Raw genomic sequence first — 15,374 nt, 5'->3', positions numbered from 1 at the left:
GCTCTCAGCACTTCCGGGCCGCGGGTGGGATGGCGGCGGTTCCGCCAGCCCACGATAAACATGGTTGATCGCCCGCGCAGGTCCAGCCGGCACGGCGATGCGCCGGACTATGGCACCGCGGCACGCCCGCGTCCACTGTGTCGGGCGCTGGCGGCCCCGCTCTTACAGCACGATCATCCCCGCCACCCAGACAGCCACCGCGCCGACGAGCCCCTGCACCAGCGTGCCGACCGTGTGCAGCCGATAACCGGTGGGCGCGTCCATGTTGGAGAACTGGGTGACCACCCAGAAGAAGCTGTCATTGGCATGGGACACCACCATGGCCCCGGCGCCGATGGCGACCGTCGCCAGAGCGCGCGCCGTGGCGCTGTCCAGCCCCAGCGGTTCCAGCAGCGGGGCCATCAGGCCGGCCGTGGTGATGATCGCGACCGTGCTGGAGCCCTGGGCCGTCTTGATGCCGGCCGCCACCAGGAATGGCAGCCAGAGGCCCAGATTGGCCCCGGCCAGCCCCTCCCCGATCACGGCGGCGATGCCGGAGTTCTGGAGCACCTTTCCGAAGGCGCCGCCGGCACCGGTGATGACGATGATGATCGCCGCATCCACCACCGCCTGCCCCACCCAGCCGGAAGTGGAGAGCATCTTTTCCGACTCCAGCCGCTTTGGCAGCAGAAGGGCCAGTGCAACACCCAGCAGCAGGGCCACCACCGGCTGCCCCAGGAAGCCAAGGAGCGGAACGATCCCACCCTCGCCGAACGGCTTGGCGGGCAGCTCGGCGATGGAGCGCAGTACGATCAGAAGGATCGGCACCGCGATGGGCAGGAGCGATTTGAACACTCCGGGCGCCGACGCTTCCACCTGCGGGAGGTCGGCGCTGGCCGCCGCCTCCTCGTCGGTATAGGCCGGGACCGGCACCTTGGCGGCCACGGTGACGGCGAACAGCCATCCCGCGAAGGTCGCCACCGCCCCGATGATCAGGCCCCAGAGGATCACGAGGCCAAGATCGGCCCCGAGGATGCCGGCCGCGGCCACCGGCCCCGGTGTCGGCGGCACCATGGTGTGCGTGGCGTAGAGGCCGAGGGCCAGCGCGACGGAGGTTGCCGCCAGGCTGATCCCGGCCTTCTTCGCCAGCGCCTTGTTGAGCGAGGACAGGATCACGAAGCCGGAATCGCAGAACACCGGGATCGAGACCAGGAAGCCCATGATGGACATGGCCGCCGGCGCGTTCCGCTGGCCGGTCATGCGCAGGATGCCCGCTGCCAGCCGGAAGGCGCCGCCGGATTTCTCCAGGAAGACGCCGATGATTGTGCCGGCCAGGATGACGATGCCGATGGACCCGATGGTGCCGCCGAAGCCGTCATTCACCGACTTAACAACATCGCCCAGCGGCATGCCCGACAGAAGCCCGAAGGCGAAGGCCGTAATTAACAGTGCGAGAAAAGGATGAAGCTTGAGCCGCGCCGTCGCGAAGACGATGAAGGCAATGGACGCGAGCAGCAGGAGAATGAGCAGCACCAATCGGCTCCCTGGTTGGACCGGTATCGGCGCGGACCCTAATCCCTCAAAATCATTACGGGAATACGGCCAATGGTCAGAGCCGCCCCTGCCCTGCGCCTATTCCCTGTCCCGCTTGATCCAGGCCCGGAGCGCTGCCACCGGCCCGTGCTTGGCCTGCGCCTCCCAGGTCAGGAAAGTCAGCCCGGCCACGACCAGGGGCAGCACATAATAGACGAAGCGGTAGGCCAGCAGCGCGCCCAGCACCCCGCCCGCACTCCCCTGCGCAGACAGGCCCAGCAGCAGGATCGTCTCGAACACGCCGAGCCCGCCGGGCACATGGCTGATCATCGCCACCACCAGGGCGGCGCAGTAGATGCCCAGGAACTCGGAAAAGCCGGCCCCGTGCGTATCCGGCAGCAATAGATAGAGAGCAGCGCCCGAGATCACGATTTCCAGCGAGGCGATGAAAATCTGGCTCAGCACAGCGATGGTTCCAGGCAGCTCGAAGCTCCAGCGCCAGATACGCACCGGTTTATGGGTGATGCCGGCGATGATACAGACCGCGACAAGCGCGATCAGCGTCGCCCCCGCAAGCCCCTGGACCAGCAGCTCCGGCAAGGACAGCAGGTGGGCCACCGGATGCGGTCCGATCAGCAAGCCGACCGCCCCGGTAAAGGTCACGCCCAGCGTGAAGGTCGTCGTGGAGATCACCACCACCTTGGCGATGGTGGCGGCCTTCAGCCCGGCGGCGCTGTAGACGCGGTAGCGGACCGAACCGCCGCTGATCACCGCCCAGCCCACATTGTTGGAAATGGCATAGCCGCAGAAGCTGGCCAGCGCCACCGTCCGGTAGGGCACCCTGGTCTTCAGGAAACGTAGCGCCGCCACGTCATAGAGCGTCAGCACCGCATAGCCCACCGCCGTCAGCGCGATGGCATCCAGCACCTTCCAGAGCGGCAGCGCGTCTAGATAGGCCCAGACCTCCCGGAAATCGACCTCGTTGGCGACATGGTTGATGGCCAGCGCGGCGAGCGCCAGCAGCACCAGCGCGGTGACGATGCCGGTCCAGGTCTTCCAGCCGGAAGCGGACCGCCCCGGCATGCCGGAAGCCGGACCAGGTCCGTCGCCCTGCTCCGTCACGGGCGCATTCGCAGAGATGCCGCCGGAAGGAGCGCCGCCGCGGTCGCCGTCGTCAGCTGCCAGGCTGTGTGTATGGGAATCCATCAATCGGTCGGTATCAGGGGGGCCCGCGGCCCCGGCGCGCGCAACCTGCCACCGTTCAGGGCTATTTCCAAGCCCCTGCGGCGAGTGGTGCCATTCCCGCGGCGGCGGCCGGCCCCTTTGGCCGCCGGGCGGAGAGGCGGGCTTACGCATCCTGTGCCTCGCTGGCGTCCGTACCGCTCGAAATCCCGAGTCCCAACTGGATTCCGCGGGTTTCGGCACGATTCCAGGAGTCATCTCCGGGGCCGCTTGTCAACTGCATGCAGGACGATTTCGACAATAAAATCTCGTTGCTGACACCAGAACTCGTAGCCTACGTTCCTGTTATACACATCATCTAGGGGCTGGGCTGGCCGCACTTGATGCAGCCGCCACCCCGCCGCGCGGATGGAAACAGCCGGCAGGCGCGGGAAACGGACGACCGAGGGAACAGTAGCCATGCGCATCGAGCGACGCTTCACGACCGAGGGCCAGGACGCCTATGAGGGCATCGCCTTCCGCCGCACCACCTCCGAAATCCGCAATCCCGACGGCTCCACCGTCTTCAAGCTGAGCGATATCGAGGTGCCGGCGGACTGGAGCCAGGTCGCCTGCGATATCCTGGCGCAGAAATATTTCCGCAAGGCCGGCGTCCCCCGCGCCCTCAAGCCGGTGGAGGAGAACACCGTCCCCAGCTTCCTGTGGCGGCGCGTGGCGGACGAGCAGGCGCTCGCCGCCCTGCCGGAGGGGGAGCGGCACGGGTCCGAGATGTCCGCGAAGCAGGTGTTCGACCGGCTGGCCGGCACCTGGACCTACTGGGGCTGGAAGGGCGGCTATTTCGACAGCGAGTCGGATGCCGGCGCCTTCTATGACGAGATGCGCTTCATGCTGGCCCGCCAGATGGCCGCGCCGAACTCGCCGCAATGGTTCAACACCGGCCTGCACTGGGCCTATGGCATCGACGGGCCGAGCCAAGGCCACTTCTATGTGGACTTCAAGACCGGCAAGCTGGTGAAGTCCGACAGCGCCTATGAGCATCCGCAGCCGCACGCCTGCTTCATCCAGTCCGTCCAGGACGATCTGGTGAATGAGGGCGGCATCATGGACCTCTGGGTCCGCGAGGCGCGCCTGTTCAAGTACGGCAGCGGCACCGGCACCAACTTCTCCAGCCTGCGCGGCGAGAATGAGAAGCTGGCCGGCGGCGGCAAGTCGTCGGGCTTGATGAGCTTCCTGAAGATCGGCGACCGTGCGGCGGGGGCCATCAAGTCCGGCGGCACCACCCGCCGGGCCGCCAAGATGGTGACCGTCGACCTCGACCACCCGGATATCGAGGCCTATATCGACTGGAAGGTGGTGGAGGAGCAGAAGGTGGCCGCCCTGGTCGCCGGCTCCAAGCTGTCCAGGAAGCACCTCTCCCAGATCATGGCCGCCTGCGCGGAAGGCTTCGGCACGGATGAGGAGCGGCTGGACCCGACCCGGAACAAGGCTCTGAAGCGCGCCATCCTGGCCGCCCGCAAGGCCATGATCCCGGAAAACTACATCCAGCGCGCCATCCAGCTCGCAGGCCAGGGCTATACCGAGTTCGAGGTCCGCACCTTCGACACCGACTGGGATTCGGAGGCCTATCTGACCGTCTCCGGCCAGAACTCCAACAATTCGGTGCGCGTGTCCAACGCCTTCCTGGAGGCGGTGGAGAATGACGGCGACTGGAACCTGATCCGTCGCACCGACGGCAAGGTCGCCAAGACCCTGAAGGCCCGCGCCCTCTGGGACAAGATCGGCTACGCCGCCTGGCAGTCGGCCGATCCCGGCGTGCAGTATGATACCACCATCAATGACTGGCACACCTGCCCGGCGTCGGGGCGGATCAACGCCTCCAACCCCTGCTCCGAATACATGTTCCTGGACGACACGGCCTGCAACCTGGCCTCCATGAACCTGATGGAGTTCCGGAAGTTCGACGGCACCTTCGACATCGCCGCCTTCGAGCATGCCACCCGTCTATGGACCATGGTGCTCGAAATCTCCGTGCTGATGGCGCAGTTCCCCAGCCGAGAGATCGCGACCCTGTCCTACGAGTACCGCACGCTCGGCCTGGGCTTCGCCAACATCGGCGGCCTGCTGATGGCGGCCGGCATCGCCTACGACTCCGAGGAGGGGCGGGCCATCTGCGGCGCGATCAGCGCCATCATGACCGGCATCGCCTATGCCACCAGCGCGGAGATGGCGAAGGAGCTGGGCCCCTTCCCCGGCTATGCCAAGAATGCGGAGCATATGCTGCGCGTGATCCGCAACCACCGCCGCGCCGCCCACGGGGCCAACACCGGCTATGAGGGGCTGTCCGTCGCCCCGGTGGCGCTGAACGCCGCCGAATGCCCGGACCGCACCCTGATCGACGCCGCCCGCGCCGCCTGGGACAAGGCGCTGGAGCTGGGCAGCCAGCACGGCTACCGCAACGCCCAGGCCACCGTGATCGCCCCCACCGGCACCATCGGGCTGGTGATGGATTGCGACACCACCGGCATCGAGCCGGACTTCGCCCTGGTGAAGTTCAAGAAGCTGGCCGGCGGCGGCTACTTCAAGATCATCAACCGCGTGGTGCCGGAGGCGCTGTCCAAGCTCGGCTACACAGCGGAACAGATCACGGCGATGGAGCGCTATGCCGTCGGCCACGGCACGCTGGCCGGTTCCCCCGGCGTCACCCATGAGCGGCTGCGCGCCAAGGGCCTGACGGACAAGGAGATCGAGGCGGTCGAGCAGGGCCTCTGCAACGCCTTCGACATCAAGTTCGCCTTCAACAAATGGACCCTGGGCGAGGATTTCTGCACGCAAGTGCTGAACATCCCGGCCGCCAGGCTGGACGATTTCAGCTTCTGCCTTCTCACCCATCTGGGCTTCACGAAACAGGAGATCGAGGCCGCGAACACCTATGTCTGCGGGGCCATGACGCTGGAGGGCGCACCGCACCTGAAGGCGGAGCATCTGCCCGTCTTCGACTGCGCCAGCCCCTGCGGCAAGATCGGCAAGCGCTATCTCTCGGCGGAGGCGCATATCCGCATGATGGCGGCGTCGCAGCCCTTCATCAGCGGCGCTATCTCCAAGACCATCAACATGCCCAACCACGCCACGGTGGAGGCCTGCAAGCAGGCCTACCAGCTCTCCTGGCGGCTGGGCCTGAAGGCCAATGCCCTCTACCGCGACGGTTCCAAGCTCAGCCAGCCCCTGAACGCCCAGGTGCTGGAGGATGAGGAGGAGGAGGACGCCGCCGAGGAGACAATCCTGGAGAAGGTGCTGGAGGCCCCGGCCGCAGCCCGCATCCCCGTCGTCGCCGAGCGCATCGTGGAGCGGGTGGTTGAGCGCGTGATCCGCGCCACCGAGCGGGAGAAGCTGCCCCATCGGCGCAAGGGCTACACCCAGAAGGCCATGGTGGGCGGGCACAAGGTCTATCTGCGCACCGGCGAGTATGAGGACGGCCGCATCGGCGAGATCTTCATCGACATGCACAAGGAGGGCGCCGCCTTCCGCAGCCTGATGAACAACTTCGCCATCGCCATCTCCCTCGGGCTCCAGTACGGCGTGCCGCTGGAGGAGTATGTGGAGGCCTTCACCTTCACCCGGTTCGAGCCCAGCGGCATGGTCCAGGGCAACGATGCCATCAAGATGGCGACCAGCATCCTGGACTATGTGTTCCGTGAGCTGGCCATCTCCTATCTCGGCCGCCACGATCTGGCCCATGCCACGCCGGAGGATCTGCTGCCTGACACGATGGGCGGCGGCGTAGCCCAGGCCGAGTTGAAGGAGATGGAGGCCCCCGTGGCTCCCAGCCACCGCCCCGCGGCCCCGATCAGCCAGGAAACGCTGGACGTGGTGGCCCGCGTGGCCAGCACCGGCTATGTCCGCTCCAACCTGCGGGTCCTGCCCGGCGGCCAGATGGGCCGCGCCGTCCAGGCCTACGAGACCGCCACCGAGGCCCGCGCCGCGGAGCCGGTCAAGGCCACCGGCACCCACGGCCACAGCCACGCGCATACCCATGCGGCCCCTGCCGCCGAGGTCGCCGCCGCCCATGTCCACACGTCCCGCAGCGGCGGAGCCGACTCCCGCATGGAGCGCATCCGCGAAGCCCGCATGAAGGGCTACGAAGGCGACCCCTGCCCCGAGTGCCAGAACATGACCCTGGTCCGCAACGGCACCTGCCTGAAGTGCGACACCTGTGGGGGTACGACGGGGTGTAGCTGAGGGATATTCCCCAGCGCCGTAGGTCGCAAGAAGCCGGAGGCGGATTGCGACACATCATCCGCCCACGGGTGACGTCGCAATCCGGGCTCCGCCCTCCTTGCGACCTACGCCGAGTAAGCGCCCGGGGTGATGTGCAGCAGGTGCTGGCCGGGATTTCTTGATTGCGAAACGGCCCCGGCGGGAAAGCGCCGGGGCCGTTGTCATTCCTGAACCACCGCCAAGTGCTCCCCGCCCTTCGACAGGCTCAGGGTGAGGACCACTTGGCTCCGTGCCCGTTCGGCAAATTTTCTCCGGTCACGAGGCTCGGAAACCACCATCCCGCCGCTGTCCAACGAGGCCCGCAACCATATCCTCACCCCGAGCCTGTCGAAGGGCGAGGATATGGCGATGCCGGAGATCGATCACGGTCCACCGGCCATCTCATCATACCTTCCTCAAATCTGATACGTCCCCGCCCCCTCATCCGTCGCCTCCCGCACCGCCGCGCGCAGGGCCCGCACATCCACCGGCTTAGTGAGCAGGCGCAGGCCGGCCTCGTGGGCGCGGCGGAGGGTGTCGGGGCGGGTGTCTCCGGTCAAGAGGACCGCCTCGCCCGATCCACTCTCGCGCGCGGCCGCGATGGCGTCGAAGCCGTTGCCGTCGGGAAGCTGGAAGTCGGAGACCACGCAGTCGAACCGCCGTCCGTCCGCCGCGGCGCGCGCCTCGGTGACGGAATGGGCCACCGTGACCACCAGCCCCCAGTCGGACAGCGCCATGCAGAGGGCGGCGGCGACCATCCGGTCATCCTCCACCACCAGCGCCGTGCGCGCGGGCAGCGGGGCGTCCTCGCCAGGAGCGGCGGCGCCCGTCGTTCGCGCGCCCCCCTCCCCGTCTGGCACCCAGACGCTGAAGGTCGAGCCCTGATCGGGTATGGAGCGCACCTCCACCCGATGGCCCAGCAGGTCCGCCGCCCGGCGCACCGTGGCAAGGCCGATGCCGAAGCCGATGGAGCGGTTCTCCTCTCCCACCTGCATGAAATCCTCGAACACGCGGCCCACATGCTCCGGCGCGATGCCGGGGCCGGTATCCGCCACGTCGATGCGGACGCAGCGATCGACGCGGACGCACTGCACCGTGACACCGCCCTGCCGGGTATATTTGACGGCATTGGAGATCAGGTTGCGCAGCACCAGCTCCAGCAACAATCGGTCGCTCCGCACCACCGCCCCCGTCGGCGGCACTCGGAGCCAGAGCCGCGCCGCGCCGGCCGGCCCGGTGAACTCCGCGCCCAGCCGTTGCAGCAGCTCGTCCAGGGCGAAGGTCTCCAGCTTCGGCTCGACGATTCCGGCCTCCAACCGCGCCATCTCCAGCAGGCCGTTCAGCATGCCGCGCAGCCCCTCCAGGGAGAGGGAGACCATCTCCACCAGCCCGCGCGCCTCCGCATCCCGCACACGGCTTTCCAGCAGCCCCATATAGAGGCCGGCCGCCATGACGGGCTGGCGCAGATCGTGGCTGGCCGCCGCCAGGAAACGGGATTTGGCCTGGTTCGCCTCCTCGGCCGCGGCACGTGCCCGCTCGGCCTCGTCGCGCGCGGCCCGCAAGACCGCCTCGACCTCCTTCAGCTCTGTGATGTCGGAGCAGGCGCCGCACCATTCCCGTTCCTCGGCCCCGGCGACGGGAACAGGCTTGGCCATCACCTGGAACCAGCGCCAAGCCCCGTCGGCGCGCCGCATCCGGAACTCGGCCTCGTACCAGTCCGACGTCGGCGCACTGTCCCAGATACGCCGCACCCGGTCGCGGTCGTCGGGATGCAGGACGGACAGCCAGCCCAGCCCCCGCATGCTCTCCGCCGGCAGCCCGGTGAACTCCGCCCACCGGTGATTGACCCAGGTGCAGCCGCCAGCCTCCAGCGCCGTCCAGACCAGTTGGGGCATGGTTTCGGCCAGGGTGCGGAACCGCGCCTCGCTCTCGCGCAGGGCGGCTTCCGCCTGCCGGCGCTCGGTGACGTCCAGAACGAACTCGACCACCTCGTCGCCCACCCTGCGGGCGGCGAACAGCCCCCACCAGCGGGAACCATCCTTGCGGTAGTACTGCTTCTCATAGGGCGTGGTCTCGCCCAGGCTGGTCACCTCCTCGACCGCCTTGAGCGAGGCCGGATGGAACTCCAGCGGCGTCAGCTCCTGCCACGTCTTGCCCAGCGCCTCTTCCCGGCTGAATCCGGTCATTTCCAGAAAGGCGTCGTTCGTGTCGGTGAGCCCGAACCGCTTGCCCCAGAACATGACGCCCACCGTCCTGATCTGGAAGGTGCTGCGGAGGCGCTCCTCGCTGTGGCGAAGGGCCTGCTCCGCCTTGCGCCGGGCGCTCAGATCGGCCGTGACCGCCAGCAGCCGCTCCCCGTTTCCCAGGGAGGCCAGACTGCTGTTCGCCCATACTACCGTCCCGTCCGGACGCATATAGCGCTTGTCCAGCGAAATGGACTTTCCGGAGCGGAGGACCCAGTCTGCCGCGGAAAGGCTGGCCTCGACCTCCTCGGGATGGGTCACGTCGGCAATGGTGAGATTGAGAATCTCCTCCCGCGGCCGCCCCAGTATCCGGCAGATTTCATCATTCACTTTGAGGAAGCGGCCGTCCGGGGCGATCTCCGACAGGCCGACCGCAGCGCGGGCAAAGATGGTGGCAAGGCTGGCCTCGCTCTCCCGCAGCGCCTCCTCCGCGCGGCGGCGGGCGGTCACGTTGCTGGCCGCGCCGAACCATTCCGTGACCTCTCCGTCCGGTCCCAGGATCGGCACCGCGCGCGTGAGGGACCAGCCCGTTCTGCCGTCAAGGCGGATGATCCGGTGCTCCAGCTGGACGCTGCCCCTGGTCTGGATGGCGTCCCGGATCACGCCCCGGCAGAGTGCCCGGTCGTCCGGATGGACGTACCACTCCATCCAGTTGCGCACCGGTGTTTCCGTGTCGGGCACGACGCCGCCGCCGCGGAGCTGGCGCAACTCGGACCAGTCCGGGCTCATGCGGAACAGGGCTTCGGAACTGGCCTCTGCCAAGGCCTGGAACCGCTCCTCGCTCTCCTGCCGGGCAACCACCTCCATGGTGGTCTCCGTGACGACGACCAGCACGCCGCCGACTTCGTTGGGCGCATCGGCATCGTTGATCGGACCGAAGCTGTAGGTCCAGTACACATCCTCCCGTCGGCCATGGCGGACGATGGGGACCAGATGGTTTCGATGCCAGGTCGGCTCGCCGCCGGACATGACCTGTTCAATTTGCGGTCCGATGATCGTCCAGATTTCGGTGAACGCCTCGCGTCCAGGCGTGCCCAGGATGGAGGGGTGCTTCTCCGGACCGAGGGAGGCGCTGTAAGCGTCGTTGTAGAGGCAGAGATGCTCCGGCCCCCAGAAGATGAACATCGGGTGCCGCGTGCTCAGCATGATCCCAACCGCCGTCCGCAGACTCTGCGGCCAGTCCGAAACGGGCCCGGCGGAGGTGCGGGACCAGTCATAGGACCTGATCCGCGCGCCCATGGCGCCGCCGCCACGCGGCCAGGTCGTCGTCCGGCCACCGCCGTCAGCAGCCATGTTCACGCTTCCGGGCGGTAGGGCCAGCAGATTGCCGGGCAGTGGATGGAGCAGCCGTACAGAGGCCGGGAGGGGAAGCTGCGCATGCTGCGGCTGGACATGAAATTACCGCGTCGGGAACAGGGGCAATGTCTTTGTACGACAACCATTCACACAAATGCATGTTTCAGAGGTGGCAGTCCGCCGCTGCCCCTATCCCTCTGCGCATCCTTCCATCGCATCAGGCATTGCAACGGTCAGGGTGCGGCATAGATGCAGGCGCCGCTGGCTTTCGCAAATCGCTCTAACTCCTGCGCGGCAGGTCTGACGCGAAAGAGATTTCCAGCCGTAAGGCGGGCTGATATGAGGCGCGGCTGTGTTGCTATGCTGGATGGGGCCGCGGATCGGCGGCCTGTCCTAGCGGGGGAATCCCCCCGGCTTTCGGGAGTGAGAAGATGTCGAGCCTTCACAAACGGGCAATGGATGCAGTCCTGCAGGCCGCCGACATGGACGTGCTGGGCACGCTGGAGGAGCGCGGGATCAAGGAGCGTCACTCCGAGGAGGCGGACGAAGCGGCGCTGGACGTCGCGACGCTGCATGCCTACCGGGTGTTCATGCGCATCTGCGAGGCCCAGGGCGTGGAGGCCGACGCCTTCCTGTTCGCCGAGCTGGCGCAGGAACTGGCCGAGGAGGTCGCACAGGAAGGCGACATGCTGGACGAGTAGGACCGCAGCGGGCCAGGGCGGCGATCAGGGGAGCTCCGGCTCCTCCTCCGCTCCCGCCCCTGACGCCGCCTGCGGGGCGGAAGCGAAGGGGCTGCGGCCGTTCAGGAACTGGCGGCCATCCCACGGGCTCAGCATCAGCCGGAAATTCCCGCCCTGGCACTCCACCCAGTCGGCCAGGACCGTGGCTGCCTCGCGGTCGAGCGCTGTTTCGGTGGACAGGGCGAGCGTGTCCAGATCCGGATGGCGGCGGCGCATCTCGTTGACCAGCCGCACCATCCTGCCGACCGCCCGGGCCAGCTCTTCGGGCAGCGATGTCACGTCGGGATAGGGGATCATTGGGATCGGCGCGCTCCTGGGATTACCACAGTATGCTCCCCTCGGGCCGGCCTGGAAAGCCCGGCCTTTGCCCAGACCCCATCCAAATTCACTGGACCGAAAGGGTTGGTGGCGTATATCCCAGGGGACGTACCCTTTACAGTGGAGCGACTGCGCCATGTCCCAGGCCCTCGGCACCGTCGCCCGGCTCGCCCGCGAGGTCGAGGCGGGGCTGCCCCTTGGTCCGGGGTTGGTCACCGTGTTGGATACAGGCGAGGTGGAGGTCCGGCGTGAGCCGGTGGCCTCCCGCCATCATTTCTTCCTGGACGGGCTGCTGTTCCGTGTCTCCCTGACCCCGCAGGAAGGGCCGTCCACCCTGTTCCAGATCTGGGCAGAGGTGGGCTATCTGCCCTACAGCATCGAATCACCGGAAAAGCGGCAGAAGCTGATGACCATCCTGCGCGCCACCATGTGGCTGAAGTTTGCGCGGTTCGTGGTGGATGACGCGCAGAAGATCATGGTGCTGGGCCAGCGGCAGGTGCCCGGCCCCCTCACCCTGAACGATGTGATGTACGAGACCGTACAGTTCGTGCAGGAGGTCCGTCCCTATCTGCGTGTCTTCGGCCGCTATCTCTGACAGGCCTCAGTGCCCGGCCTGACCGCCGGGCAGAATGAAGATCTGGCCGGGATAGATCAGGTCCGGGTCCCGGATCTGGCCCTGGTTGGCCTCGAAGATCATGGTGTACTGCGGCCCGCCGCCAAAGCTACGGCGCGCGATGGTCCAGAGATTATTGCCGGGCAGGACGACCACAGCCCGGCCGCCGAGAGCGGTCTCTCCGATCTCCCGCCGGTCGAATGCCACCTCCGCCCTGCCGGATACCTTGCCGTCGGGGCCGAGCTGGTCGATGCGCAGGCTGCGCTGTCCCGCCTGGACCGGTTGATCCGGCGTCAGTTCCCACCGGCCCTGATCGTCGGCCGTGGCACGGCCGACCAGCGTATTGTCCAGGTAGACCATCACCTCTCTGCCGGCCGCGGCGCGCCCGCCGACGCTGACCCGGCCGTCACGGTCGTAGTTGATCGCGTCCACCGCCACGACCCCGCCGGGTGACGGCGTGCTCCCGGCCGTACCGTCGGTGGGCGGGGCCTGCAGCACCCTCGGCGCCCCCTCCTCCGGGGTCAGAACCGCCAAAGCTCCGCCAGTCTGCTCCTGCCGACGGCCGGCAATGTCCCGCTTCGGCTCCGGCACGACCAGCACGACGCTGTCCGCGCCGGCCACCTGCGTTCCATCCGGATTGCGCGCCTCCACCCGCAGCTCACGCGCACCGGACGGCAGCGCTTCCTGGGGCAGCAGGACCCATTCGCCACGGGAATCGGCGGTTACCGTGCCGACCACCCGCTCTCCATCGTGGATGGTCACCTCCGCCCCCGGCGCGGCACGCCCGGCCAGCACGGCGGTGCCATCCGCCTCGATGCGGACGACGTCAAAGCTCGGGGCGGGCGTTACGGGCTCCGGCTCAGGTTCCGGCACGGCCTGCGGCTGAACGGGCGTTGCCTCGCGCGTCACCGGCACCGGCGCCGGTTGGCCGGTCCCGTCGCCCGTGGCGAAGGTGCCGGCGCGCCAGGCGACGATCCCGATCAGCAGCAGCAGGACGGCCACCATGCCGCCCAGTATCGACCGGTTCATATCGTCCCCACCCTGCAAGGCCGCACTGCACACAAACCCAACCTACGCCAACCCATAGCCCCTGTCGCCCCCTCGAGATGGAGGCACTCCAAGCGCCTAAACGAAGGTCACGAAAGCCCAGACGGAGAGGGCTACCCCGCCTGCGACCATGAGCGCCAGCAGTGATGAGGCGATCCGCGGCGGCCTAGCATCCGCGGGCAGTTCCATCCTCCCGGTCAGCATGGGGCGGATCAGGTTTGCGCGCTTCAGCCCCCAATAGCCCAGCACCGCGACCACATGCAGGCCCGCCAGCGCCAGAAGCAGGTTGAAGTTGGTCTCGTGCAGCCATTCCAGCGTATCGGTCGTGTCGGACGACACGGCGCCGCTCAACGGCGCCTCGATCAGGAAGATGTCTCCTCCGGACAGGAACAGGCCGGTTCCGACCTGGAGTGCGAGCAGCAGCAGGATCAGCGCCACGGCATAGCCCCCAGCCGGATTGTGCCCGGCTTCGGGTGCCAGGGGGCCGGGCAGGACAAGCCCCCGCAGATGGGACAGCGCCGCGCCCGGCCCCTTGAGGAAATGCCGGAACCGGGCCGTCTCGCTGCCCAGCAGGCCCCAGATCAGTCGGAACGCCACCAGCCCCAGCACGCCGTAACCGAACAGCAGGTGCGTCTCCCAGTCGTCATTCTCCGCCGTCCACCAGGAACCGGCGAGACACAGGACGAGCGCCCAGTGGAAGATACGGGTGGGCGCGTCCCAGACCGTGACGGTCCGGGACGCGGGCGCGGTAGTGGATGCGGCTTGCGGCGACCGCATCGGATCAGTCCGCCTTGTAATCCTGGTGGCAGCTCTTGCAGGTCGCGCCCACGGCGCCGAGCTGCTTGCCGGTGGCTCCGCTGTCGCTGCTCTGCACGGCGGCCAGCAGGGCCGGCGTGGCGGCCTTCATTTTCTCGATGTTGGCGTTGAACTTCTCCGTCTCGGTCCAGATGGCCGGCTTGGCCTCGCTGTCGCCGACGCCGACGGCCGTTCCCTCCGGCCACCATTCCTGCATCTGCCCGCCGACATCCACCAGCACCTGTGCGGCCTTCGACGCAGCCGCCTGGTCGGCCTCGCCCTTCACGTAGCCGGAGAGGACCTTCATGGCGCCGCCGAGCTGTTTCATGTTCTCCTGACGCTGATTCACCAGCTGCTCCGGCGACTGGGCCAGGGCGGGACCGGCGGCAAGGCCGAGCAGAGTGACGGCCGTCACGGCCATGAGGTGATTTCCGATCCTGCGACGCAACATCTAGCCGATCCCTTTTCCAGTGGATGCAAACCCGTCCGCCGACTCTCCGCGCCATCCCCTGCCCGCTTGTCTGCCGGACGGGGATGGTGTAACCGCGGAGTTCCTGCCGCGGACCGTGGTTCCAACATGGCCCCACCGGTGCTGCGGCGCAAGATCGGGACCGGTTCCACCGGCGATAGCAAGGAAGCGTCATGTCGCAAATCCGTTCCGTCTGCGTGTATTGCGGCTCCTCCGGCAATGTGGCGGACACGTACAAGCAAGCGGCACATGAGCTTGGGACCCAGATTGGCCAGGCTGGGCTGCGACTGGTTTATGGCGGCGGCCGGGTCGGGCTGATGGGCATCACGGCGGATGCGACGCTCGCAGCCGGCGGCGAGGTCGTGGGCATCATCCCCGAACACATCCAGGCGCTGGAGGTCGATCACACCGGTCTGACCGAGTTGCATGTCGTGGACAGCATGCACATCCGCAAAGCCATGATGGTGGAGCGGTCGGACGCCTTCGTCATCCTGCCGGGCGGCATCGGCACGCTGGACGAGGCATTCGAGATCATCACCTGGCGGCAGCTGCAACTGCACGACAAGCCCATCATCATCGCCAATGTGGACGGGTTCTGGCAGCCGCTGATCGACCTGCTGAACCATATGCAGGCGACGGGCTTCATGCGCAAGCCGAACATCCCCGGCGCCGAGCGTGCCCTCTACACCATCGTGGACAGGGTGGAGGACATCCTGCCCGCCATCATGCGCCAGCCCGACCCCAGCGTCGGGGACAATATCCGCCGGCTGTGAACGCATACCGGACGGACGGGCACCGCTTGCGGAGCCGTGGCCGTTCCGGGTTATAGTCACCGCCGATTTCCAGCCTGACGGCCCGCCTTTGCCTCCGGACACCGGTGTCAGCGCGGCGGCCGAACCACCGGG

The 15,374-nt window shown here is 67.6% G+C and carries 11 protein-coding genes; 4 read left to right on the top strand and 7 right to left on the bottom strand.

Features of this window, described 5'->3' with window-relative positions; all coding sequences use genetic code 11:
• Nucleotides 1-162: 162 nt before the first annotated feature.
• Nucleotides 163-1,512 (bottom strand): GntP family permease, encoded by a 1,350-nt coding sequence (locus tag DOL89_RS03905; RefSeq protein ID WP_205574634.1) that lies wholly within the window; start codon nucleotides 1,510-1,512, stop codon nucleotides 163-165.
• A gap of 99 nt (nucleotides 1,513-1,611) precedes the next feature.
• Nucleotides 1,612-2,718 carry a lysylphosphatidylglycerol synthase domain-containing protein gene (locus DOL89_RS03900; RefSeq protein WP_225889873.1) on the bottom strand — a complete coding sequence of 369 codons (1,107 nt, stop codon included), beginning with the start codon at nucleotides 2,716-2,718 and terminating at the stop codon, nucleotides 1,612-1,614.
• Nucleotides 2,719-3,153: 435 nt separating this feature from the next.
• On the opposite strand from DOL89_RS03900, the gene DOL89_RS03895 reads away from it, so the two are divergent.
• Nucleotides 3,154-6,930 carry a vitamin B12-dependent ribonucleotide reductase gene (locus DOL89_RS03895; protein WP_119677963.1) on the top strand — a complete coding sequence of 1,259 codons (3,777 nt, stop codon included), beginning with the start codon at nucleotides 3,154-3,156 and terminating at the stop codon, nucleotides 6,928-6,930.
• Between the two features lie 434 nt (nucleotides 6,931-7,364).
• On the opposite strand, the gene DOL89_RS03890 is transcribed toward DOL89_RS03895, so the two are convergent.
• Nucleotides 7,365-10,484 carry a PAS domain-containing hybrid sensor histidine kinase/response regulator gene (locus DOL89_RS03890; protein ID WP_119677962.1) on the bottom strand — a complete coding sequence of 1,040 codons (3,120 nt, stop codon included), beginning with the start codon at nucleotides 10,482-10,484 and terminating at the stop codon, nucleotides 7,365-7,367.
• A gap of 434 nt (nucleotides 10,485-10,918) precedes the next feature.
• Between DOL89_RS03890 and DOL89_RS03885 the strand changes: the two genes are divergently transcribed.
• On the top strand, nucleotides 10,919-11,188 hold the full coding sequence (locus DOL89_RS03885; protein ID WP_119677961.1) for a hypothetical protein: 270 nt from the start codon (nucleotides 10,919-10,921) through the stop codon (nucleotides 11,186-11,188).
• Nucleotides 11,189-11,212: 24 nt separating this feature from the next.
• Here DOL89_RS03885 and DOL89_RS03880 read toward each other — a convergent pair whose 3' ends face one another.
• Nucleotides 11,213-11,524, bottom strand: a complete 312-nt coding sequence (locus tag DOL89_RS03880) for a hypothetical protein (RefSeq protein ID WP_119677960.1) — start codon at nucleotides 11,522-11,524, stop codon at nucleotides 11,213-11,215.
• Nucleotides 11,525-11,681: 157 nt separating this feature from the next.
• Here DOL89_RS03880 and DOL89_RS03875 point away from each other — a divergent pair, with 157 nt between their 5' ends.
• Entirely contained in the window at nucleotides 11,682-12,140 is a 459-nt protein-coding gene (locus DOL89_RS03875) for a hypothetical protein (RefSeq protein WP_119677959.1), read from the top strand.
• 6 nt (nucleotides 12,141-12,146) lie between these two features.
• On the opposite strand, the gene DOL89_RS03870 is transcribed toward DOL89_RS03875, so the two are convergent.
• The 3 genes from DOL89_RS03870 to DOL89_RS03860 form a co-directional block, all read right to left on the bottom strand.
• Nucleotides 12,147-13,187, bottom strand: a complete 1,041-nt coding sequence (locus tag DOL89_RS03870; RefSeq protein ID WP_119677958.1) for a LysM peptidoglycan-binding domain-containing protein — start codon at nucleotides 13,185-13,187, stop codon at nucleotides 12,147-12,149.
• A 96-nt stretch (nucleotides 13,188-13,283) separates the two neighbouring features.
• A complete protein-coding gene (locus DOL89_RS03865; RefSeq protein WP_119677957.1) occupies nucleotides 13,284-13,982 on the bottom strand; it encodes a cytochrome b/b6 domain-containing protein in 699 nt (232 codons plus the stop codon).
• A 4-nt stretch (nucleotides 13,983-13,986) separates the two neighbouring features.
• The gene (locus DOL89_RS03860) at nucleotides 13,987-14,451 is read right to left on the bottom strand and encodes a c-type cytochrome (RefSeq protein ID WP_119677956.1); all 465 of its coding nucleotides are present in this window, start codon (nucleotides 14,449-14,451) and stop codon (nucleotides 13,987-13,989) included.
• Between the two features lie 191 nt (nucleotides 14,452-14,642).
• Here DOL89_RS03860 and DOL89_RS03855 point away from each other — a divergent pair, with 191 nt between their 5' ends.
• Complete coding sequence (locus tag DOL89_RS03855) at nucleotides 14,643-15,242, top strand: LOG family protein (RefSeq protein ID WP_119677955.1); 600 nt, start codon at nucleotides 14,643-14,645, stop codon at nucleotides 15,240-15,242.
• Nucleotides 15,243-15,374 lie beyond the last annotated feature (132 nt).

Source organism: Indioceanicola profundi, from assembly GCF_003568845.1.
GTDB lineage: Bacteria > Pseudomonadota > Alphaproteobacteria > Azospirillales > Azospirillaceae > Indioceanicola > Indioceanicola profundi.
Note: the sequence above shows the minus strand (reverse complement) of the source record. Positions and strands in the feature narration are given on the sequence as shown.

Bases quoted from the DNA above. Each gene is read 5' to 3' on its own strand.
- DOL89_RS03900 (WP_225889873.1), bottom strand. From the start codon at position 2,718: ATGGATTCCCATACACACAGCCTGGCAGCTGACGACGGCGACCGCGGC.
- DOL89_RS03895 (WP_119677963.1), top strand. From the start codon at position 3,154: ATGCGCATCGAGCGACGCTTCACGACCGAGGGCCAGGACGCCTATGAG.
- DOL89_RS03890 (WP_119677962.1), bottom strand. From the start codon at position 10,484: ATGGCTGCTGACGGCGGTGGCCGGACGACGACCTGGCCGCGTGGCGGC.
- DOL89_RS03885 (WP_119677961.1), top strand. From the start codon at position 10,919: ATGTCGAGCCTTCACAAACGGGCAATGGATGCAGTCCTGCAGGCCGCC.
- DOL89_RS03880 (WP_119677960.1), bottom strand. From the start codon at position 11,524: ATGATCCCCTATCCCGACGTGACATCGCTGCCCGAAGAGCTGGCCCGG.
- DOL89_RS03875 (WP_119677959.1), top strand. From the start codon at position 11,682: ATGTCCCAGGCCCTCGGCACCGTCGCCCGGCTCGCCCGCGAGGTCGAG.
- DOL89_RS03870 (WP_119677958.1), bottom strand. From the start codon at position 13,187: ATGAACCGGTCGATACTGGGCGGCATGGTGGCCGTCCTGCTGCTGCTG.
- DOL89_RS03865 (WP_119677957.1), bottom strand. From the start codon at position 13,982: ATGCGGTCGCCGCAAGCCGCATCCACTACCGCGCCCGCGTCCCGGACC.
- DOL89_RS03860 (WP_119677956.1), bottom strand. From the start codon at position 14,451: ATGTTGCGTCGCAGGATCGGAAATCACCTCATGGCCGTGACGGCCGTC.
- DOL89_RS03855 (WP_119677955.1), top strand. From the start codon at position 14,643: ATGTCGCAAATCCGTTCCGTCTGCGTGTATTGCGGCTCCTCCGGCAAT.